The organism is Cupriavidus sp. TMH.W2, from assembly GCF_050847365.1.
Lineage (GTDB): Bacteria > Pseudomonadota > Gammaproteobacteria > Burkholderiales > Burkholderiaceae > Cupriavidus.
In genome coordinates, this window is sequence record NZ_CP193793.1 from 971,975 (window position 1) to 993,311 (window position 21,337).

A 21,337-nucleotide genomic window follows, 5' to 3' on the forward strand; every position below is an offset into this window, starting at 1 on the left:
GGCGCTCAGGGTGCCCAGGCATCCTGTACTTCTGCAACCAGTTCATTGGCGCGCCCCTGGTAGCGTGGCGAGAAATGAAACGGTGTCACCGCGCGGGCCCCGACGCAGCGCGCGATCAGTCCGGCCTGGGCAGCGGTGAGGTGGTTCTTGCGCAGGCCGTGCTCCCGGTCGGCATCCAGAAACACGCTCTCGATGAAAAGCTGGTCGACGCCTTGCATCCGTTGCGACAGCGCTTGCACGTTCTCGCTGGTATAACGCAGGTCGGTAACATAGCCGATGCGCCGGCCGGGCTTGACATCCAGGATCAGCCGGCTTAGCTCTCCGACGGTTCGCGTCGCCGCATGGTCGCCGCTGCGGTCCCGCCACTGCACAAGAATCGGCGCATCGGCGGCGGCTCCGGTCAGGACGGCATGCTTGAGTTGGCGCAGCCAGGCGCCGGTTGTCAGGCCGGATTCCGCCAGGCGTTCCTTGTTGATGCCGAGCCGGGCCTTTTCCTCCAGAAGGTAGGCCAGGCATGGAATCCCATGGTCGACAAAGCAGGCGCGCACCTGAAACGTCGGCTCGTCGTGCACGATATCGCCGGTTCTCTCGGCAGGCGCTTGGTCATCCCTGGCAAAGCCGTGACGGCTGGAAAAGCCGGCGCGCCGCATCTGCCCGTCCAGGCCAAGTTCGATCGCTTCAATGACCAGCTCAGTGGCATAGCGATGCACCACGTTCCACGTATAGGCAAGCAGCTTGTGTTCGACCTGCGCCAGGAATCCCGGCCCGCCGACCAGCACGATGTGCGGCTTGCGCCCGAGCAGCACCCGCAGCAGCTTGTCAAAGCCAGAGAAATGATCCATGTGCGCGTGCGTGACAAACACATGCGACAAGCGCATCAGCTCGCGCGGCATCAGCCGGGCGATGTCGCCCAGGTCGAACAGCAGCGCACGCCGTTCGTCCAGGAAGTCTACGAACAGTCCCGGGTCGCCAAAGGCATCGTTGACGAGGCGGGCTTCCAGCAAGGGGCGCATGATCAGTCGACCAGGGCTCAGGTAGCGGCGCGTGCTTGTCGGGGCGGCAAGTCACCGTCCGGATAGCAGTTGGCGAAGCAACAGCTGCACGATTCGTTCGTGCTCTTCCAGCGCCGCTTCGAGCGTGTGCGCGCCATAACTCTCATTGTCCTGCCCGGCCAGCCCGGTCACGCGGGTGATGAACAATGGGGTGTCCGTCGGTGCGGCCTCCGACACGCCGCGGAACCGGGTTGTCACCATGCCGCCGGACTGCTCCAGCAGGGTGCGGCGGAATACCAGGTCGTTCTCCGCCATCCAGCGGGACCATTCGTCGTGGTCGCTTACCTGGATTGGCTGGTTCTTCTCATCAAGGATATAGAAGCGGCGCCATGCCTGTGGACCGAGACGAGGCTTCATCGAACGCCACCTCCATGCGGTTGTGCCCGGGATGGCACCCGGATTCGGCGGGCAACCCGGGACGAAGTGCCTGATGCTGGCCATTCTGCGCGGGAACGACGGTCGCACGTTGACTGGGATTAGCCCTACAGCCAGTCTATTTAACGTCCGCCACAAACCGGAGTAGATTTAAACGGACAGGCGCACACAGGGCTGCGCTGGCTGCCTGCTTCCGGGGAGTCAGCGTGTCCGTCGCCAGGGAGGGGGTGCATCATGGACGAAGACACGGTTGTCACCGTCACGGTACAAGACAACGGCCCGTACCGTATAAAAGGTCCCGTCAGGATCGTGACCCCGGCAGGCGCCAGCTTCGCTTTCGAGGGCGATCAGGTCTGGCTGTGCCGTTGTGGCCATTCTGACAACAAGCCGTTCTGCGATGGCTCGCACAAACGCCAGGGGTTCTGCAGCACGCCACAGCCGAAGTCTTGAGCCGCCTGTGATCGCACGACTTCCAGCGCGGCTGCGGGGTCAGGGCGCGGCGTGTGTTTCGGGCGTTTCAGGCGTGGCAGGCGTGGCAGCCGTGGCAGGCTTGGCTTTCGGGGGGCGGGAACCGCCGGCGCGGCGGGCCTTCAGTTGCCGGGCACGCTTGGCATCCGCCTCGCTGACGACGCCGGCCTCATTGCCTTCCAGGTCCAGGCGCTTGGCGCCTTCCACCATGCAGGACCAGTAGCGTGCGCCGCTGCACCAGGTGCGGATCGCTTCACGCAGTTCTGCCTCGTTCAGGGCAAGCCTGGCCGCATGCTGAGTCAGATCCTCGAAGGTGCCGACCTTCAGCGGCACCTTGGGCGCCGGGTTTTTCGGGAAGGCCTTGGGGAAGTGCTTCTGCAGCCGTGCAATGGAATGCACCACCGGATCGACCGGCTTCGCCTGCGCGGCTGTCGGCGCAGGACGCCGGCCCTTGGCGCCAGCGGGGGCGTCCGCACCCGCGCCGGAGCGAGCGGCGGTACGTTCGCCGTCACGGGTTCCGGTACGTTCGCCGTTGGGCGTGCCTTTGCGTGCGCCCTGGCGTGCGCCCTTGCCCGATTCGGCGGCCGCCTTCTTCGCGAGTTGGTCCCTTAGTGCTGCGAGTTGTTCAAAGCCCATGATGTCTGCCGTTGTATGAACCGGGATTGTAGCAAGGCTGGGCCGCCGGCATGTCCGGCAGGATCGTGGCGGACCGGACGGTTACGGCCTGGGCCGCGCCCGGGCTGCCGAAGCCCGCCACTCCCGGAACACCGCATCCAGGCAGGCGGCGGAATCGCAATGGTCCCGCTTCTGGCGAAACGCCGCAATGTCTGCCGCGGAAATGGCCCCCGCCTTGAGCAGCCGCTGCTGGTCGGCATAGATGCGTTGATAACCCATGGAAAACAGCGCGGATTCGCAGATCAGCCGCTGCGCCTGGCTGGTGCCGGCGGGCTTGGCCGATGGATCGCAGTCGATGTCGGTGGCCTGCGCGGCACCCAGGAAGGTCAGGCCGGCGGCGGCCAGGCAAAGGCGGGCGAGGAGGATGAGGAGGGTCATGACACGGGTTTGCGGGTGCCAGACCAGATCCGGCGTGGGTTCCCCGCAATGTTACAGCGCAATATCCTCTGGGGTTATGCTATGGCTGGAACAATAGCAGTTGTGTCGCGGGATCGTTGAGGAAATTGCAACACTGCAAAAGCTGCGCTTGCGCAGGGCCAGACGGCCTGGCCCTGCCGCTTACCTCACATCCGTCCCTTCCAGGGCACCAGCCACTTGGCCAGCTTGCGCATCAGCAGGTCGAAGACATAGGCAATCAGCCCGATCAGGATAATGCCCATGATCACCACGTCGGTACGCAGGAAGTTGGACGCATTGAGCACCATCTGGCCAAGGCCGGCGGTGGCCGCGACCATCTCGGCGGCGACCAGCGTGGTCCAGCCGAAGCCGATGGCAATGCGCATGCCGGTCAGGATATCGGGCAGCGCCGCGGGGATCACCACATGGCGCACCACCTGCCACGGCGTGGCGCCCATCGAGTACGCCGCGTTGATCTGCTCGATGGTGACCGAGCGCACGCCGGCCTGGGCCGACATCGCCAGCGGCGCGAAGCAGGCCAGGAAGATCAGCAGCACCTTCGAGGTCTCGTCGATGCCGAACCAGATCACGATCAGCGGCAGGTAGGCCAGCGGCGGCAGGGGGCGGTAGAACTCGATCGGCGGATCGAAGATGCCGCGTGCGACGCGCGACACCCCCATCATCACGCCGATCGGCACCGCCGTGGCCACGGCCAGCGCGAAGGCGCCGAACACGCGCACCATGCTGGCGGCGAAATGCTCGGTCAGCGGCTGGCCGCCTTGCAGGTTGCCCTGCCAGGCATCGATGAAAGCGGTGAAGATCGATTCAGGCGTCGGCAGGAACAGCGGCGGCAGCCAGCGCAGATGGCTGGCAATCCACCATAGTGCGAGCAGTGCCACCACGGTGATGGTGGAGATGCGGGAACTCGAGCCCTCGCCCGGCAGGCGGTAGCCCGACACAGTCTTCATGGGCCGGCTGGGCGCGGCCGCGGCCGGGGCCACTGCCGGGGCGCTTGGCGGGGGTTCGATGCGTTGGACGGAAGCGGACATTGGGGTCTCCTCAGGCAGTGGCATGGATCAGGTCGACGATCTCTTCGCGGTAGCGGATGAACTCCGGGTCGGACTTGACCGCGCGGGCGTCCCCGCATTCGATGAAGCGGCGCGCGAACGGCAGTTCATAGGTATGCGCGATGCGCCCGGGCGAGGGCGTCATGACGATCAGCCGCGTGGCCAGGAAGAGCGCCTCTTCCACGCTGTGCGTGATGAAGAAGACGATCTTCTGCTCGCGTGCCCAGAGCTTCAGGATCAGCGCCTGGATCGACTCACGCGTGAGCGCGTCGAGCGCGCCCAGCGGTTCGTCCATCAGCATCACCGCCGGATCGCAGGCGAGCGCGCGGGCAATCCCGACGCGCTGCTGCATCCCGCCCGACAGCTGGTAGACCGGCTTGGCGGCGACGCTTTCCAGGCCGACGGCGGCCAGCTTCTCATGGCCGATGCGCAGGCGCTCGGCGCGCGCCACGCCGCGCAGGCGCAGCCCCAGCGCTACGTTGTCCTCCACGCTGAGCCAAGGCATCAGGGCATGCTTCTGGAACACCACGCCGCGTTCGGCGCCGGGGCCGTGCACGGGCTTGCCGCTCAGCCGGATCTCGCCTTCCGAGGGCTCCATGAAGCCTGCGATGCATGACAGCAAGGTGGTCTTGCCGCAGCCGGAGGCACCCAGCGCGACGACGAAGTCGCCGCGCTCCATGGTGAGGTTGACCTGCGACAGGGCCAGCGTCTTCGCGCCGCCGGCCGTGCCGTAGTTGACACTGACGTTATCGATTTCGAGTTTGTACATGATGGGCTTCCGCAACTGGACTTCCGGGGCCGCCGCACGAACGGGGCGCGCGGCGGCCGTCTTCAGCAACCGGGGGGCGCGTTCAGCGCAACGCCCGCTTTGCCCATTCCGCATTGACGCCGGGGCTGTAGTCCGGCAGGACGGTCTGGATGGTGCCTTGCTCCTTGAGGAACTGCGCTGCGGACTGCAGCGCGCGCGCCGCGCCGCCGCCCAGCCAGCGCTCGGAGACCTGCTCCTGCAGCGTGGGGAAGCTGTACAGCGCCATGCTCGCGGGCACCGTCTCAGCCTTGGCGCCGGAGATCTTGGCCACCGCCTTCACCATGGGCGAGTCGGCAGTCCAGGATGCCTTGTTCTTGCGGTAGTTCTCATCGGCGGCGGCCAGCACGCGCACCAGCTTGACCATGAACTCGGGGTTTTCACGGGCAAATTTCTTGTTGGCGATCATGCCGTCGAAGGTCGCCTTGCCGGTGTCGGCGGCGATTTGCCCCGAGGTCATCAGGACCGTGCCCGACTGCTTGAGCTTGGCCAGCACCGGGTCCCAGATAAAGGTGGCGTCGATGTCGCCACGCTCCCAGGCGGCGGCGACTTCGGGCGGACGCATATTGACGATGCGCACGTCCTTCGGATTGATCTTGGCGCGCTCCAGTGCGACCAGCGTGTGGTAATGCGTGGTCGACACGAACGGCACCCCGACGCGCTTGCCCTTCAGGTCGGCGATGCTGGTGATCTTGCTGCCGTTGCGCGCGACCATGGCTTCGGCCGCGTTGATGTCGTCCAGGATCCAGAACAGTTCAACGTCCAGACCCTGCGACAGGGCCGATGCGATCGGCGAAGTCCCTGCTTCGCCGATGGCGATCTGGCCCGAGGCCATGGCCCGGATCACATCCCCGCCGCCGCCGAACTGGCGGAACGAGACCGTGTAGCCGGTCTGCTTTTCCAGCTCCTTCATGTCCTGCGCATAGCGCCAGGGCACCACCATGTCCTGGTAAGCAATCACTACATTCTTGCTTTCGGCGTGTGCGGCCGGCGCCAGCGCCGCCACCAGGACTACACACGTTGCAATCTGCTTGATCCACCGCATGGTTGTGCTCCTCGGAAGGAAAAATAGGTTTGGGGGTGACGGCTTTATAGGTGAGTGCGATTCCGGGCCTATAGGACCAGTTGCCGGAATTCGCTGGGGCCAGAGCAGGCCGCGTGGGCGCAGGCCGCGCCGGGCCGCGAAGAGCGGTGGCGCGGTGATGCGTCAATCATGGAAATCCTGTAGCGGCCTCGGACGCGGCCAGGGCCGTGCCTAAGGCACTTGCCGGGGTCGTCAAGACGGCCGGCGCGCGGCCTGGCGCCGCAGGCGGCGGTCAGGCGCTAAGGGAGAACCCGGGGTCGAAGGTTTGCCGCACGTCGAGCGGTTGCCTGAGCAGCCCCGCCTTCTGGTAGAAACCGGCCGTGCGCTGCTGCTCGGCACGTCCCTGCGCTTGCGCAGTGCCGGCGGCGAAGGTGGTGAAGGTCAGGATGGGGCCGGAGGCCAGCGCCGCAGTGGCGGCGGCGCCCTGGCGCAGGAACTGTCGTCGGGAAGCGGTCATGGTGTTCTGGAGGCTGCAAGAACCCATGAACGTACGCCGGCCCCGCGCGAACACAAACAAATAATTCCGGCATTCGATATGCGCGGCGCAGTGGGCAATCAGGATGCCTTCGACAACGGCGAGATGCGCTTCCAGTGCGCGTCCTCCTTCGGCAACTCGCCCGGCGCAATGCCTCATGGATAATCGCGGGAACGCCGAACTACAGGGGAAGTGCCATGTCGCCGGTCCTGGCATTCAAGCTGGTGCTGCTTTCGCTGGTAGCCATCGTTGGCCTGGAGTTGCTGGCCAACCGGTTGCGGCTGCCGCCTGCGGCTGCCTTCCTTGTCGGCGGCATCGCCATGGCGTTCGTGCCGGGGCTGCCCGCAGTGGAGCTTGACCCGGACCTGGTCCTGGTCGTCTTCCTGCCCCCGCTGCTGATGGACGGCGCGTACTTTTCCGTCTGGGATGAGTTCCGCCGCAACCTGCGCGGCATCCTGATGCTGGCGATCGGGGCGGTGCTGTTCACGACCCTGGTCGTCGGCGTGCTGGTTCATCTGGTGGTGCCAGGTCTGCCCTGGGCCGCATGCTTTGCGCTGGGCGCCATTGTTTCGCCGCCGGATGCGGTGGCGGCAAAGGCTGTGCTGGAACGCCTGTCCCTGCCGCGGCGGATGACGGCGCTGCTGGAAGGCGAAAGCCTGCTCAACGACGCGTCCGGGCTGGTGCTGTACCGCTTCGCGCTGGCGGCCGCGCTGACCGGCGCCTTCAGCATGCGCCACGCCGCGATGGAATTCGGCGTGCTGGCCGTGGGCGGCGTCGCGGTCGGCGGCGCGGTCGGTGTCGCGCTGGTGCTCCTGCTCAGGTTGCTCAGGGACGAGTACCTGGCGATCACGGCATCGGTGCTGTCGGCGTGGATCAGCTATATCGCCGGCGAATGGCTGGAGGTGTCGGGCGTGATCGCCACGGTCACCACCGGCATGCTGCTGGGCTGGCACCAGCACCAGGTCTTCTCGGCGTCGGCACGCACGCGCGGCACGGCGTTCTGGCAGTTCATGGTGTTCCTGCTTGAAGCGCTGGTCTTTATCCTGATCGGCTTGTCGCTGCGCGGTGTGATCGGGCGGCTCGGCGGCACGGCCGATGCCGCGGCCCAGCTGGCGCAGCCGGTCGCCGTGGTGATCGCGGCGGTGGTGCTCTCGCGCTTTATCTGGGTGTTTGCCAGCGAAGGGCTCAAGGCGGCATGGAACCGCTTGCTGCGCAGGGACTCGCAGGGACCGGACTGGCGCTCCGCGACGATCGTAAGCTGGGCGGGGATGCGCGGCGTGGTCACGCTGGCGATTGCGCTGGCCCTGCCGGAGGCCATGCCGGGCCGCGACCTGATCCTGGTGGCGGCGTTTGCGGTGATCCTGGTGACGGTGCTGGGGCAGGGCGCCACCATCGGCCCGCTGATCCGTCTGTTTGACGTGCGCAAGATCCAGCAGGGCGGCGTCGCGAAGCTGACCGAGGCCCAGGCCTGGGCGCGGCTCGAGAACATCCAGGTGGAAGCGATCCGTCCGCTCGTGTTCGACGCCAACGGCGACCTGCTGCACCCCCGGCTGTGGGAGCAGTACAACTACCGGGCACAAATCACCAACCGCTACAAGGACACCGAGTTTCCCGACGACGAACGCTCGGCCCACTTTGCGGTGGTGCTCGCCGGGGCTAGCCGCGGCCCGGGCCGAACTGCTGAAGATGCATCGCGCCGGGCAGCTTACCGACGAACTGCTGCGCCATATGGAGCGCGACCTTGACCTGCAGGAAGTCTCGGCGCTGCACGTCCGGGGTGGCGTCCCGGCAGAGTAAGTGAAACCTGACAACTGACCGACGGATCCTTCGCGACGGCTTTGGCGGCCTGGTTTGCCTGTCTCGGGCATCACCGCAGCTTTACCAGGGCCGCAGCGGAGATGGGCGGCTGTAGCGCCCTTTCGGCATTTCTGTCTGGACATGTATCGTTCCGTGCGCTCGATACAATGCGGTACAAAACGGAAGTCTGGCAGGCGCCGCAACCGTCATGACAGGGAGCATCAGAGTTTGGTGGACTCCGCGGGGTCTCGTTGCGAGCGGATCTCTTCGGGGCTGAGGATGATATAGCCCAGCGATTTGAGCAACTGCACCGCCTCCAGCTCCGCGTCGAGGTACACCGGGTGATCCGGGCGCCGTACGCGCGGCGCCGCCGGAAGCCACGCGGCGCCAGCGTGCGGCGCGGGCGCTGCGTGTTCATCCGGCCATCGTGCGGTCAGGATGCGGCAGTGCTCAAGGTTGGCCGTCCACGTAACGTCGACGGCGGCATTGAATCTGCCGGTGCAAAGCCGCAACCGCTTCAGGGCCTTCAGCCAGTTGACGAAGGCATCCCGCTCCGACGGCTGGTAGCCCCTGAGCAGGGTTTCTAGATAGATCTGCGCAGAACGCCCGTCGAGCGCCTGATCGTCTTCGAGCAAGGCAATCTCAAGCGCCACGTGCTTGCGGCCGTCGTGATCATAGATCGCGCATTCGCCGTCCGCCACGCCTTCGCGCAGCAACTCGCACAGCAATACCCAGGCCCTTGGGTTCTTGTCGAGCCGCCCGTCGAGGGTCGGGTCTATCCGGGCGAGAAGCTCCGGCATGGAGCGCGCCTCGCCAGACTGGACGGCCGATGCAAAGGCCATCGCGTTGGCAGATGGCTTGTCACCATGTGCCAGCAGCTGCAGGGAGGCTTCTTTCAGCTCGCGGATTTCCGCGGCAGTATCCACCGCATGCATCCAGGCATAGTCCTCCAGGTTTGCGCACAGCTTGCGCGCAGCCCTGGCCAACTGGCCGGCCAGCGTCTGAACGAAACTGGTGCAAAGCACGCAGCCGCACTCAAGGCGGCCTGCATGCAGAAAGCCTGCGTACAGCCGTTCCCGGTGTCCGCAGTGCCCGCATTCGAGTGAAAAGCCGCCCTGACGTGCCGGCCGCTGCGTCGCGAGCAGCCCGTCGACCTGATAGTGCGCCAGCCCGCCGCAGCAGGGGCAGATCCATTGCAGCTTGTGCGCGCCGTCGCGGGGCCCTGCTGCCCGCTCGAACTGGCGCTCGATGGCGCTGCGTGGAATGCCCTGCGCCCGCCCGACCACATCCGCGCAGTGGCGCCAATAGCAATACGAGTGCGCAGCAGCCGCTACCTCAGGCGCCAGGCGCTGCAGCTCGGGCAGCAGGTCTGCGTTGCGCCGGATCTCGTCCGCCATCGCGTCGACCAGCGCCGGCCCGCCCGGCATCGCCGCTTCGAGGGCGGCGCGGCTCTGTTGCAGGAAATCGGGCGCGTAGACCCGGCGGATGAAGTCCTCGTTCTCGAGCCAGAACAGATGCCCGGGAAGGGCTTCCAGCACGTCGATCCCGTCCCGGACTTCCGTCATGCCGGCGCAGGCGAGAAACGTGAACGGCTTACTGAACAGGAATTCGTCTGTCATGTTGTCGTCAACGGTGTATCCCGCCCGCGAGCTTCCAACAAGCCCGCGTGCGATGGTATCACCCCGTGACTCGGCCAAGGCAAACGCAAACGCACGGGTAGCGCCATCTGGGTGGCGTCACCCGTTTCGGGGACTTTCCCCTTCTTGTTGTCAGATCGGTATGGGATCTGAGCAGATATTTTTATCTGCCGCACTGGACAGCATAGGCGACACGACGCCTTCCTTACAGAGGAATCGAGCACCTTTCACATTGAGAAATTCCGCGTATCAAGGTGCCGCAGTGATTGCGCCGCTACCTCGGGCACACGGCCACGCACTGCATGAAACCCGCGCGGCCTGGGGCCGTCGGTTACAGCGGGGCAGGCTGGGGCGGCGCGGCAGGCGCGGAGGCCGCGGGCTTTTGGTTGCCGCCGCCGCTGTATGAAAAATACCTGGCCTTGGCACCCTTGGCCCAGTACGCCACCGTGAAGTGCTTGCTGTCGCGCCCGTAGAGCAGCTCCAGGCTGCCATTGGCCGCCCCCCATTCGGCGTAGCCGTTCTCGGCCGCGGCTTCGGTCTTGCGCAGTGAGGCATAGCGCTCATCGAGCTTCTTGCGCACCTCATCCAGTGCCGGGCGCTCGAACGTCATGGTGATCAGCGCCACGGCATCCTGGGCATCGCAGTTCAGGACCACGCGCGTCAGGCCGGGAAGGTGGAAGCGCTCCAGATGCTTGAGCTCCACGGTATCGCCGCCCGCCCACTCGGACTTGCCGGTCTTTGCGTGGTTTTGCGGCGGCGCCAGGCGCGAGCATTTGGTCTTGCCTAGTTCCAGGCCCAGCGGCGCAGCGGTGTTGCCAGCGGCTTCAGGCTGGGCAGGGGAGGCCGCGTGGGTGGAAACGGATGCCAGCAGCGCGGCGCAGAGCAGGGTGAACTGCTTCAGGTTGAGGCGGGAAAGGGCTTTCACGGTCTTGATAGAGGTTGCCAGCCGGAATTCTACGGCTTTCTTGTCGAATACCGTTCACGTCGACGCCGGCTTACGGGCCTTGCATCCCCGATCAGTCTGCCATATAGTTCTATATATAGAACTATAGATATAATACAGGAGCAAGGATGGAGGCAAGGACTGGGGCGCTGGCTGGCGTCAAGGTCGTGGATATCACGGCGGTATTCATGGGTCCCTCGGCCACGCAAATGCTTGGTGACCTGGGTGCGGACGTAATCAAGGTGGAGCCGCCCGCCGGCGACAGCACCCGAGGCATCGGGCCTTGCGGCAATGAGAAGATGGGGCCGCTCTTCCTGGGACTGAACCGCAACAAGCGCAGCATCGTGCTGGACCTGAAGTCTCCGCAGGGGCGGGAAGCGCTGTTGCGCCTGGTCGAGGATGCGGACGTGCTCGCGTACAACGTGCGGCCGCAGGCGATGCAGCGCCTGGGCCTGGACTACGAGACGCTGGCGCAGATCAATCCGCGGCTGGTCTATGTCGGCATGTTCGGCTTTTCGCAGCGCGGGCGCTATGCCCCGCAGGCGGCGTTCGATGACCTGATCCAGGCTGCGACCGGCTTGCCGCAGGCAGTGGCCTTGGGGACTGGCGATATTCCACGCTATCTTCCGCTGACGATCGCGGACCGTTCCGTGGGGCTCTATGCCTTCGGCGTGATTTGCGCCGCGCTCTATGCTCGCGAGCGCACCGGCCGTGGCCAGCGCGTCGATGTGCCGATGTTCGAAACGATGGTGCCTTACGTGATGGGCGACCATCTCTATGGCGAGACCTTCGTGCCAGCCAAGGGCGGATTCGGTTATCCGCGCCTGCTGTCTCCCGAGCGTCGGCCTTACCGGACACAAGATGGCCATGTCTGCTGCCTGATCTATCACGACCACCACTGGCGTGCCTTTCTCAAGGTCATCGGCAAGCCCGATCTGTACGACGGCGATCCCCGCTTCGCTGACATCACCACCCGGACTGCGCACATCACCGAGCTCTACGGCATGGTCAGCGACGAACTGGCCAAGCGGTCCACTGAGGAATGGCGGGTGTTGCTGAAGGAGGCCGATATTCCGGTGTTTCCCATGCATACCTTTGCATCGCTGCTCGATGATCCGCACCTGAACGACATCGGCTTTTTCAATGAATCCGATCATCCGGCGGTGGGCCGCATCCGCGAAATGGCGGTGCCCAGCGAATGGCATGGCACGCCGCCGTCGCAGCGCCGCCACGCACCGGCATTGGGCGAGCATAGCCGCGAAGTGCTGCGCGAAGCCGGCTACAACGAGGCCGATATCGACAGTCTGATGGCGTCCGGGGCATCGTGCGAACCGCGCCCGGCGTCGGCGCAAGCGGGGACTGACCATGCATGAAGAACTTCTGGGCGAAGTCCGCGGCGCTGTCCTCTGGCTGACCATCAACCGGCCCGAGCGCCGCAACGCCATCAATCCGGCGGTACTGGACGGCCTGCACGCGGGAATCGGACGTGCCAATGCTGACGATGGCATTCGCGCCGTGGTCATCACTGGCGCGGGTGACCAGGCCTTCTGCGCGGGCGCCGACCTGCAGACTGGAACATCGTTTGCCTTCGACTATTCGGAGCCGGGCCAGCGGCTTGCGGACCTGCTGCGCCGTGCGCGGCGTTCCAATGTACCGCTGATCGCGCGCGTCAACGGCGCCTGCATGGCCGGCGGCATGGGCCTGATGGCCATGTGCGACATGGCGGTGGCCAGCGATCGGGCCGTGTTCGGCCTGCCCGAGGTCAAGGTAGGGGTCTTCCCGGCGCAGGTGCTGAGCGTGCTCCAGCACCTGGTGCCGCGGCGCGTGCTCAACGAACTCTGCCTGTGCGGCGAGCCGCTGTCCGCGCAGGAAGCGCTGGCGGCTGGACTGGTCAACCATGTCAGTGCGGATCTCGACGGCAAGCTCGAATGGCTGCTGGGCCGGCTGCTGGACAAGTCGCCCGCCGCGATCCGGCGTGGCCTCTACACGCTCAAGCACATCGACGCCATGTCCTTCGAGCAGTCGATGGCATTCACGGAAAGCCAGATCGGCCTGTTCGCCATGACCGAGGACGCGCGCGAGGGGCAGCTCGCCTTCCGCGAGAAGCGCAAGCCGAACTGGACTGGCAAGTAGGCAAGGAGACAGGGCAATGCATGACAAGACAGTCCGCATAGGCGGTGCGTCAGGCTTCTGGGGCGACAGCAGCGTGGGCGCGCCGCAACTGGTGCGCCATGGCGAAATCGACTACCTGGTATTCGACTACCTGGCGGAGCTGACCATGTCGGTACTGGCCGCGGCGCGGCTGCGCAAGCCGGAACTCGGCTATGCCACCGACTTCGTGACGGTGACGATGAAGAGTCTGTTGCGGGAGATCGTCGAGCGCAATATCCGTGTGGTCAGCAACGCCGGCGGCATCAATCCGCAAGGCTGCGCGCAGGCGCTGGCGGCGATTGCCGCCGAGCAGGGCATCGGCGTGCGCATCGCCGTGGTGGAGGGCGACGATGTCATGCCGATGGTGGCATCGCTGCGCCAGGCAGGCATCGTGGACATGCAGAAGGGATTGCCGCTGCCGGACAGGCTGGTCAGTGCCAATGCCTATCTTGGCGCGCAGCCGGTCTGCCAGGCGCTGGACCAGGGCGCGCAGATCGTCATTACGGGCCGCTGCGTGGACAGCGCCGTGACCCTGGGCGTCCTGATGCATGAGTTCGGCTGGCAGGCGGACGACTATGACCGGCTGGCGCAGGGCAGCCTGGCCGGCCATATCATCGAGTGCGGCTGCCAGGCGACTGGCGGGCTGCATACCGACTGGGAGCAGGTGCCCGACTGGCCGAACATCGGCTATCCGGTGGTCGAGTGCCGGGCCGACGGCAGCTTCCTGGTGGGCAAGCCGCCTGCCACGGGCGGGCTGGTCAGCACGGCCACGGTGGGCGAGCAAGTGCTGTATGAGATCGGCGACCCCGCAGCTTACCGGTTGCCGGACGTGACCTGCGATTTCACGCAGGTGGCGCTGCGCCAGGCCGGGCCGGACCTGGTCGAGGTGCGCGGCGCGCGGGGGCGAGCCCCGGGCAACTGCTACAAGGTCAGTGCCACCTATATGGACGGCTTCCGGTGCAACGCCCAGCTGACCATCGTCGGTATCGACGCCGTGGCCAAGGCAGAGCGCACGGCCGAGGCGATCCTGGCCCGCACGCGCAGGCTTTTTGCGGAAGGCGGCTGGGGCGACTACACCCGGACCCGGGTGGAAGTGCTGGGTGCTGAATCCTGCTTCGGGCCGCATGCCGCCACGCGCCATACCCGCGAGGCAATCATGCGGCTGGCGGTCATGCATCCCGAGAAGGCGGCGCTGGAGCTGTTTGCGCGCGAAATCGCCGCAGCCGGCACGAGCTGGTCGCCGGGGACCACGGGATCAGGCGGCGGCAGGGCCAGCCCATCGCCGTCGATCCGGCAATATGCCTTCCTGCTCGACAAGGCGGTGCTGGCGCCCACGGTGGTGATGGACGGCGCGCGGACTGCCGTTGCCCTCCCGGCGGCGCACACGGCGACGGATGAAACCAGGTCGCAGGAGCCGGCCTCCGGCGCCGTCCCGGCTGGCGGCGACAGCATTGAAGTCCCGCTGATCCGGCTGGCCTACGGGCGCAGCGGCGACAAGGGCGATATCTCCAATATCGGCCTGATCGCGCGTCGGCCGGAATACGTTCCTGTGTTGCGCGCGGAAATCACGGCCGACCGGGTGGCTGACTGGCTGAGTCACCTGGTGAAGGGGCCCGTCACACGCTATGACTTGCCGGGCTTTGACGCGATGAACTTCGTTTGCGAATCAGCCCTTGACGGCGGCGGCATGGCATCGCTGCGCAATGACCCGCTTGGCAAGGGGATGGCGCAGATCCTGCTGGCTATGCCTGTGCGCGTGCCGCGGAGCCTGCTGTCATGACGCGCGCCACGGCAAGTATCGCCGCCAATGACGGCATTGCGCTGACCGACGACAACGCCGGCGGCGTCACCCGCTACCGCCAACTGGCCAGCGTGCTGCGCCACAAGATCGTCGCGGGCGAGTATCCGGTCGGGCACCAGCTGCCCACGGTGGAGCATCTGGCACAGGCGTATGGCATTGCCAAAGTCACAGTGCGGCAGGCCTATGCCTTGTTGACCGAGGAAGGGCTGATCAGCAGCCAGCGGGGGCGGGGCACGCACGTCATCATGGCGCCGTCCGGGCCGGGCGAAGGCATGCGAACGGCGATCAATGATGTCTCGGTCGGCGCCAGTGATCTCGAAATCCGCATCCTGGAAAAGCGCAAGGGTGCGAGCCTGCCGCCCGGGCTTGCCACTTGCGGCGTGCTGATGGACCGCTACGTGATGCTGCGCAAGCTGCATGTGCATGATGGCATGCCGTTTTGCCTGATCGAGCTGTATGTGGCGGAACCCGTGTTCGCCAGGTTCCCGCGCGGCGGCGAGAAGTACCACAAGATTGCACACCTGCTGCGGGAGCAACTGGGCGACCGCCTTGGCATGATGCGCCAGACCATGACCGTGGAGCCCGCCGACGTCATGCTGGCGCGCTTTCTGGACTATGCCTTTGCGGCACCGGTGGCGCGCATCGTCCGCACGACGCTGGATGTCGATGGTAACGTGCTCACGGCGGGCCGCTTCTGGTATCGCGGCGACCGCTTCATCCTTGACGTGGAAATGCCTGCTCAGCTGACCGAGCGCTACCCCGAACTGGCCATACCGAAAGCTGCCGCCCGGGAAGAAGAAGGAGACAACCCATGACGTTGCAATGCGTACGACGCGCCGCCGATGTGCCCGCCTATCCCCCGCCTGTCCCCCGGCGAACCATACCGATGGGGTGACCCCCGCCCCCTGTCGGCACACGAACAATCAACAGATGCCCAAGGCACGAGGAGACAACCATGATTCATCCATGCATGCGCAAGAGGGCCATCGGACTGCTGTTACCGCTGGCTGCTGCCACGGCAGCTATCGGCACGGCGCAGGCCGCGGACGCCGGCCAATACCCTGAAAAGGCGGTCCGCGTCATCGTGCCGTTTCCCGCGGGCAGCGGCACCGACAGCAGCGCGCGCTTTGTCGGCGAGCAGATCACCGCGCAGACGGGCAAGCCCGTGGTGGTGGACAACCGCCCTGGCGCCAATGGCTTCATTGCCGCCAAGGCTGTCGCCGGCGCAACCGGCGACGGCTACACCATGCTGGTGACGACCAACACCACGCATGCCGCCAATGCGTCCTTGTTCAAGAAGCTGCCCTATGACCCGATCAAGGATTTCGCTCCGGCATCGCTGATCGTCAAGAGCGGGCTGGTGCTGGTGGTGCCGCCCGACAGTCCTGTCCGCACGCTGGCGGACCTGACGGCGCTGGCCAAGGCCAGGCAGGGGGCGCTCACGTTTGCCAGCGGCAGTTCATCGACCCGGATCGCCAGTGAACTCTACAAGATGCTGGCCGGCGTGCAGGCGCTGCATGTGCCGTACAAGGGGGTGCCGCTGGCGCTCACCGACCTGATGGGACACCAGGTCGACTTCATGATCAGCGATATCTCGCCAGCCATGTCGCTGATCCAGGGTGGCAAACTGCGCGCCATTGCGGTGACCACCGCGCAGCGCAATCCGGTACTGCAGGATGTTCCGACGATGGCCGAGAGCGGCCTGCCAGGCTATGAGATGGTGGCGTGGGCGGCAGCCTTCTTCCCGGCCGGGACGCCAAAGCCCGTGGTGGACCGCATGAGCGAACTGATGCGCAAGGGGCTGACCGGTCCGGCGGCCACCGAGTACTTTGCCCGCACGGGGGGCCAGCCTGCGCCGTCCACGCCCGAGGAACTGGCGGCCTTTGTACGCAGCGAAACCCTGAAATGGGCCAAGGTGATCAAGGCTGCGGGAATCGAGCCTGAGTGAGGGGTTGATGGGCCTTGAGGTGCCAGCCCTTCCAGCAGAACCTTACGTCTTGTCTGCTTGCGCCGGCATGAACCGCCGCGTGGCGAGCGCCGCTCGCGGATGGTGGAGAAGCGGACCAGGGAGCCGGTGCCGCAAATGACGCCCCGGACCTGCGACGGTGATGTCCTGTTGCCCGGGGGGCAGAGGTGCGCAAGCCGCGGTAGTCAGGGCAGGCCAGTCAATGCCAAGCCGCCACACATTGCCGACGTCCGCGCCCCGCCATGCTCAGAAGATCGTCTTCATCCCGATCATCGCGCCCAACTGGTTGCCGCCCGGCGCCGGATTTGCGCCGACGGCAGCGGAGCTGACCGAATAGTTCGACGTCCCGCGGTTATCGATATAGCCAACGGTGCCATAGACGGAGGTGCGCTTCGTGAAGGCATAGACGCCGCGCGCCGCAAACAGCCAGGCCTTGTTGCTGCTGGCGTGAAAGCGCAGGTAGAACGCCTCGGCGTCGATGCTGAACGCAGCGGTGACCGGGTAGGAGGCGCCGCCGTACCACAGGTCGCTGCGTGGCGTGGTGCCGGCGCGATTGTCGCGGCGGATCCAGCCGGCGCCGATCTTGGCATTGGCGACGAAGACGTAGCCGTTGATGGTCAGGCGGTCGTCATGCAGGGCCCCACTGGCCGGAGAGGCCGACCAGTGCCTGGCGGCCGAACAGCCGGCCACCCTGGTTGGCGGCGCCGCTGACCGGCCCAAAGCCCGATTCAAGCACGAACAGCGACTTCAGCCCGCCGCCAAGGTCTTCCGTGCCGCGCAGGCCCCAGCGCGACGGAACGGTGCCGGACAGGTTGGGCATGCGCAGAACGCTGTCATGGCCGCTGCCGACGCGGTTGACATACTCGATGCCGGTATCGACCACGCCGTAAAGCGTGACCGATTGGGCGCAGGCGGGTGCGCAGGCCAGCGCGAGGGCGCTCGCGGCCGATGCATGGCGAAGCATGAAGTCCCTTGGTTGTGGTTTTGAGAGGAAGGGCGGCGCCGTCGGCGCGCGTGTGTGCGGTTTCCTGCGTGTTTGCAGCAAACGGCGGGAAGGCCTGGATGGGTATGTGGGATGCGGCGGACCCCGGCATGGGCCGGCGCCGCATTCCAGGGATCAGTGTCCGGGCGAGGATGGGACCGTGGCCGCAGTCACGGCGGTGCGCGCCTCGCTGGCGAGGGCAATGGCAAACAGCACGGCGGCCAGCAGCATGGGCGCCGCCAGTGCGGCCGAGTAAGCCGTGCGCGACCAGCCGGCGGCGATCAGCACGCCGGCAAGGTAGGGCCCGAGCGTGCCGCCCAGGCGCCCGAAGCCCAGCGCCAGCCCTGTGCCCGTGGTGCGCACCTGGGGCGGGAACACGCGTGGGGCCAGCGCATACAGGCAGACCACGGCGCCGTTCATGAAGAAGCCGATCAGCGCGGCCATGGCGATCAGGTTGGCAGTGGTGGCGGGAATGAGCGTGAATACCACCACGCTGGCAAAGCATAAGCCCAGGTAGGCGATCGCCATGCGGCGCAGGCCGTACCGTGCCGTGGCCCAGCCCAGGGCAATGCCGCCGACCACGCCGGACAGGTTCATCACCACCGAGCCGGAGATGCCGCTCTCCACGGTCATGCCCATGTCGACCAGCATCTTCGGCGTCCAACTGAGCAGGAAGTAGAACGTCAGCATGACCAGCAGGAACGCTGCCGAGGCCAGCACGGTGCTGCGGCGCTGCGCGCCTGCAAACAGCGCAGCGAAGCTCGGGCGTGCCGGTCCGGTGCGCGGCTCGGGCAGGGCCTCGAGCGGCGCGTGACCCAGGCGGAACAGGATGCGGTTGACCGCGTCGAGCGCGCCATCGGGGCGCCTGGCCACCAGGAAGCCAAGCGACTCCGGCAGCAATGCCATGGCGGCCGGGAACATCAGGATCGAGAGCATGCCGCCGGTCAGGAACACGGAGCGCCAGCCATGGTGCGTGACCAGGTAGACCGAAGCCAGCCCGCCGATCGTCGCGCCGACTGAGTAGCCCACGGTCATCATGCTGATATTCAGGTCGCGGCGCCTCGATGACGAGTACTCGGCCACCAGCGTATTGATGCTCGGCAGCACGCCGCCAATGCCCAGCCCGGTGACAAAACGCAGCAGGCCAAGCTGGGTCACGTTCGCGGCGAAGGCCGAGGCGATCATGCCCACGCTAAGCAGCACCAGGCAGGCCAGCACGGTCGGCCGCCGTCCGGCGCGGTCTGCGATGGGCGCAATCGTCAGCGACCCGATGGCCATGCCGGCCAGGCTGGCGCTGAACAGCACGCCGAGCTCGGTCGGCTTCAGGCCCCAGTCCCGGGCGATGGATGGCGCCGTCAGCGCCAGCGCCAGCACGTCAAAGCCGTCCAGCATGTTGATCGCCACGCAGATGGCGACGGCGGCGATCTGGAACCACGACATGTCGCGGTCATGGATCAGTGCGTCAAGCCTGCTCGCACTGGCAGCGGTTTCCTGATGCATGTTGTCTCCCGTTATTGTTGTGCGCGCCATCAGGGTGAGGCGCGGGTTTGGCGCAGGGCGCATGGCCGCCCTCGTTCCTGGCGCTACGCCTGTGCGGCGTAAAGCCAGTTCACCGGCGAATAGTCGTCGGCCTGGCGGCCTGCCAGCAGCGCATTGCGCACGCTGGCGCCCACCGGTTCCATATGGATGATTTCGCCGAAAATCCGGGCCGTATGCTGGACCCGGGCCGTGCGCGGCCGCCTGACACCGGCATAGGCCTCGAGCGCCGCGGCCGGGTCGCCGGGGTTCGCAGCGAAGGCATCGGCCAGCGTGCAGGCGTCTTCAAGGGCCTGTGCCGCGCCTTGTGCCAGGTACTGCAGCATCGGGTGGGCGGCGTCGCCCAGCAGGGCAATGCGCCCGCGTGTCCATTGCGGGATGGGCTCGCGGTCGAACAGCGGCCAGCGCCGGTTGGTGGCGATCATGGTCAGTGCATCGCGGACTTCCGGGCAGGCCGTGGCAAAGCGCTCGGCCATCTCCGCCTGGTTGCCCCAGTCGTCGTGATCCGGCGAGTAGCGGTCGCTGCGGAAGACCGCAACCTGGTTGTAGAGTTCGCCGCGCCGCACCGGGTACTGCACCAGGTGCATGTCGGGGCCGGTCCACATCATCACGTTGTCGCTGCCGGCGTGGGCCGACATGCGTGCCATCGGGATCGTGCCGCGGTAGGCCACGTAGTGCGAGCACACCGGCTCGCGCGCGCCGGCCAGCGCGCTACGCACGGCCGAGCGCAATCCGTCCGCGCCGATCAGTGCGTCGCATCGGTAGACCGCGCCGTCGGCGCAGCGCGCCTCGGCGGTGTCGCCATGGTCGGTTACCGTGGTCACGTGCCGGTTGGTCTCCAGCGTGATCCGGGGGTGCTCGAGGCAGGCGTCAAGCAGGGCTTCAAGCAGGTCGCTGCGATGCATGACCACGTAGGGGTAGCCATAGCACGCCTGGAACCTGTCGCCCAGGTCCATCGCCGTCACGCTCTGTCCCGAGAGGGCATCCATCCAGACCAGGCGCTGCGGGAAGACGGCGGTCTTCCACACATTGGCGAGCACGCCGAGACGGTCCAGCGCGCGCGATGCGTTGGGCGCAAGCTGCAGCCCTGCGCCGACTTCGCTGAAGGCCTCGGCGCGTTCGATGACATGGACCTGCTGGCCTTGCTGCGCCAGCGCGAGTGCCGCGGCCAGGCCGCCGATTCCGCCACCCACGACCAGGGTGGCGACTGTGTTGATTTGGCTCATACTGATTTCCGGTTTGCTGCTGGGGCGTCAGGCATGGGCGCGTCAGGCCGCGCGCACCTGGACTTGCATCTGGCCGACGTGCTCAATGCGCGCACTGATGACGTCGCCGGGCACCACCGGCCCGACCCCGTCGGGGGTGCCGGTAAAGATCACGTCGCCGGGCAGCAGCGTGTAATAGGTGGAGGCCCATGCGATCAGTTCAGGGATGCCGATGACCAGGTCGCGGGTGTTGGCCCGCTGGCGCAGTTCGCCGTTGACATGGAGTTCGATGTCCAGGGCGCCTGGGTTGGCCACCTCGTCGGCCGTCGTCAGCCACGGGCCGAGTACCGAATAGCTGTCGATCGACTTGCGCAGCGATCGCTCTTCCGGGCCGCGCACGGTCATGTCCAGGCCGATGGCATAGCCGGCCACGTAGTCCAGCGCTTGCGCAACCGGAACGCGGTCCGCGGGCTTGCCGATCACGACCGCCAACTCCAATTCATGGTCGTTGCGCCGATCGAGGTGGCGCAGCGCCACGCCGTCGCCGGGACCCGCCAGGGAACTGCTGGCCTTCAGGAACAGGCCAACCTCTTCAATGCGCTTGAGGTGGTGCGCATGGAACGTGGCCGGGTCGCCCTGCGCCTCGGCCATGTGCTTGAGGTAGTTCACCGGCGCCGCCGGCAGCTTGGTGGCGTAACTCACCGGGCTGTTGAGGGTCACCGAGGCCAGCGGCAAGCGGCTTGCCGAGCCAGCCAGCTCTCTTGCTGCCTTCATGACCTGCGGCAGGTTCGCGATCAGCGGGTCGCATTGCGGCACTGGCCAGCGATGGGTTGGCAGGACCTCGAGGGCGGCGGTGATGTCGAGGATTTCATCGCCCTGGACCAGGCCGAGCTTGTTGTTGTCAAAGCGACAGATATGCATG

18 protein-coding genes and 3 pseudogenes are annotated in these 21,337 nt (G+C 66.4%); 7 read left to right on the plus strand and 14 right to left on the minus strand.

The annotated features are described in order from the left end of the window. Nucleotides 1-5: 5 nt before the first annotated feature. Together ACREYQ_RS22035 and ACREYQ_RS22040 are read right to left on the minus strand one after the other, a co-directional pair. A complete protein-coding gene (locus tag ACREYQ_RS22035) occupies nucleotides 6-1,013 on the minus strand; it encodes a ribonuclease Z (RefSeq protein ID WP_432262285.1) in 1,008 nt (335 codons plus the stop codon). A gap of 51 nt (nucleotides 1,014-1,064) precedes the next feature. After that, a complete protein-coding gene (locus tag ACREYQ_RS22040) occupies nucleotides 1,065-1,409 on the minus strand; it encodes a hypothetical protein (protein WP_432262286.1) in 345 nt (114 codons plus the stop codon). Between the two features lie 252 nt (nucleotides 1,410-1,661). Here ACREYQ_RS22040 and ACREYQ_RS22045 point away from each other — a divergent pair, with 252 nt between their 5' ends. Next, a complete protein-coding gene (locus tag ACREYQ_RS22045; protein WP_432262287.1) occupies nucleotides 1,662-1,877 on the plus strand; it encodes a CDGSH iron-sulfur domain-containing protein in 216 nt (71 codons plus the stop codon). A 39-nt stretch (nucleotides 1,878-1,916) separates the two neighbouring features. Here the strand turns inward: ACREYQ_RS22045 and ACREYQ_RS22050 are convergent, their stop codons facing one another. The 6 genes and pseudogenes from ACREYQ_RS22050 to ACREYQ_RS22075 all read right to left on the minus strand — a co-directional run. Beyond that, nucleotides 1,917-2,531 (minus strand): ProQ/FinO family protein, encoded by a 615-nt coding sequence (locus ACREYQ_RS22050; protein WP_432262288.1) that lies wholly within the window; start codon nucleotides 2,529-2,531, stop codon nucleotides 1,917-1,919. A gap of 81 nt (nucleotides 2,532-2,612) precedes the next feature. Beyond that, a complete protein-coding gene (locus ACREYQ_RS22055; protein WP_432262289.1) occupies nucleotides 2,613-2,948 on the minus strand; it encodes a hypothetical protein in 336 nt (111 codons plus the stop codon). Between the two features lie 185 nt (nucleotides 2,949-3,133). After that, nucleotides 3,134-4,015, minus strand: coding sequence for an ABC transporter permease subunit (locus ACREYQ_RS22060; RefSeq protein WP_432262290.1), 882 nt, complete (start codon nucleotides 4,013-4,015; stop codon nucleotides 3,134-3,136). Between the two features lie 10 nt (nucleotides 4,016-4,025). After that, complete coding sequence (locus ACREYQ_RS22065; RefSeq protein ID WP_432262291.1) at nucleotides 4,026-4,802, minus strand: taurine ABC transporter ATP-binding protein; 777 nt, start codon at nucleotides 4,800-4,802, stop codon at nucleotides 4,026-4,028. A gap of 82 nt (nucleotides 4,803-4,884) precedes the next feature. Then, nucleotides 4,885-5,883 (minus strand): taurine ABC transporter substrate-binding protein, encoded by a 999-nt coding sequence (tauA, locus tag ACREYQ_RS22070; protein WP_432262292.1) that lies wholly within the window; start codon nucleotides 5,881-5,883, stop codon nucleotides 4,885-4,887. 271 nt (nucleotides 5,884-6,154) lie between these two features. Continuing rightward, a pseudogene (locus tag ACREYQ_RS22075) lies at nucleotides 6,155-6,259 on the minus strand (ABC transporter substrate-binding protein); the annotation flags it as partial. A gap of 335 nt (nucleotides 6,260-6,594) precedes the next feature. Between ACREYQ_RS22075 and ACREYQ_RS22080 the strand changes: the two are divergent. Next, nucleotides 6,595-8,194, plus strand: a pseudogene (locus ACREYQ_RS22080) (Na+/H+ antiporter). Nucleotides 8,195-8,415: 221 nt separating this feature from the next. Here the strand turns inward: ACREYQ_RS22080 and ACREYQ_RS22085 are convergent. Continuing rightward, the gene (locus ACREYQ_RS22085; protein WP_432262293.1) at nucleotides 8,416-9,813 is read right to left on the minus strand and encodes a hypothetical protein; all 1,398 of its coding nucleotides are present in this window, start codon (nucleotides 9,811-9,813) and stop codon (nucleotides 8,416-8,418) included. A 349-nt stretch (nucleotides 9,814-10,162) separates the two neighbouring features. Continuing rightward, nucleotides 10,163-10,756: a hypothetical protein gene (locus tag ACREYQ_RS22090; protein WP_432262294.1), complete on the minus strand. Its 594-nt coding sequence runs from the start codon at nucleotides 10,754-10,756 to the stop codon at nucleotides 10,163-10,165. A gap of 146 nt (nucleotides 10,757-10,902) precedes the next feature. Here ACREYQ_RS22090 and ACREYQ_RS22095 point away from each other — a divergent pair, with 146 nt between their 5' ends. From ACREYQ_RS22095 to ACREYQ_RS22115, 5 genes are all read left to right on the plus strand, one after another. Continuing rightward, entirely contained in the window at nucleotides 10,903-12,147 is a 1,245-nt protein-coding gene (locus tag ACREYQ_RS22095; protein WP_432262295.1) for a CaiB/BaiF CoA transferase family protein, read from the plus strand. Next, nucleotides 12,140-12,907, plus strand: coding sequence for an enoyl-CoA hydratase/isomerase family protein (locus ACREYQ_RS22100; protein ID WP_432262296.1), 768 nt, complete (start codon nucleotides 12,140-12,142; stop codon nucleotides 12,905-12,907). Before ACREYQ_RS22095 ends, ACREYQ_RS22100 begins: the two co-directional genes overlap by 8 nt. Nucleotides 12,908-12,923: 16 nt before the next feature. Next, nucleotides 12,924-14,705, plus strand: coding sequence for an acyclic terpene utilization AtuA family protein (locus ACREYQ_RS22105; protein WP_432262297.1), 1,782 nt, complete (start codon nucleotides 12,924-12,926; stop codon nucleotides 14,703-14,705). Next, complete coding sequence (locus tag ACREYQ_RS22110; RefSeq protein WP_432262298.1) at nucleotides 14,702-15,541, plus strand: GntR family transcriptional regulator; 840 nt, start codon at nucleotides 14,702-14,704, stop codon at nucleotides 15,539-15,541. The genes ACREYQ_RS22105 and ACREYQ_RS22110 overlap by 4 nt, the downstream gene beginning before the upstream one ends. Nucleotides 15,542-15,681: 140 nt before the next feature. Next, entirely contained in the window at nucleotides 15,682-16,674 is a 993-nt protein-coding gene (locus ACREYQ_RS22115; protein WP_432262299.1) for a Bug family tripartite tricarboxylate transporter substrate binding protein, read from the plus strand. 264 nt (nucleotides 16,675-16,938) lie between these two features. Here ACREYQ_RS22115 and ACREYQ_RS22120 read toward each other — a convergent pair. The 4 genes and pseudogenes from ACREYQ_RS22120 to ACREYQ_RS22135 form a co-directional block, all read right to left on the minus strand. Next, nucleotides 16,939-17,656 (minus strand): annotated as a pseudogene (locus ACREYQ_RS22120) (porin). Nucleotides 17,657-17,809: 153 nt separating this feature from the next. Beyond that, entirely contained in the window at nucleotides 17,810-19,174 is a 1,365-nt protein-coding gene (locus tag ACREYQ_RS22125; RefSeq protein WP_432262300.1) for an MFS transporter, read from the minus strand. An 83-nt stretch (nucleotides 19,175-19,257) separates the two neighbouring features. Next, complete coding sequence (locus ACREYQ_RS22130; RefSeq protein ID WP_432262301.1) at nucleotides 19,258-20,436, minus strand: FAD-dependent monooxygenase; 1,179 nt, start codon at nucleotides 20,434-20,436, stop codon at nucleotides 19,258-19,260. Between the two features lie 42 nt (nucleotides 20,437-20,478). Further along, a complete protein-coding gene (locus ACREYQ_RS22135) occupies nucleotides 20,479-21,336 on the minus strand; it encodes a fumarylacetoacetate hydrolase family protein (protein ID WP_432262302.1) in 858 nt (285 codons plus the stop codon). Nucleotide 21,337: the final 1 nt, after the last annotated feature.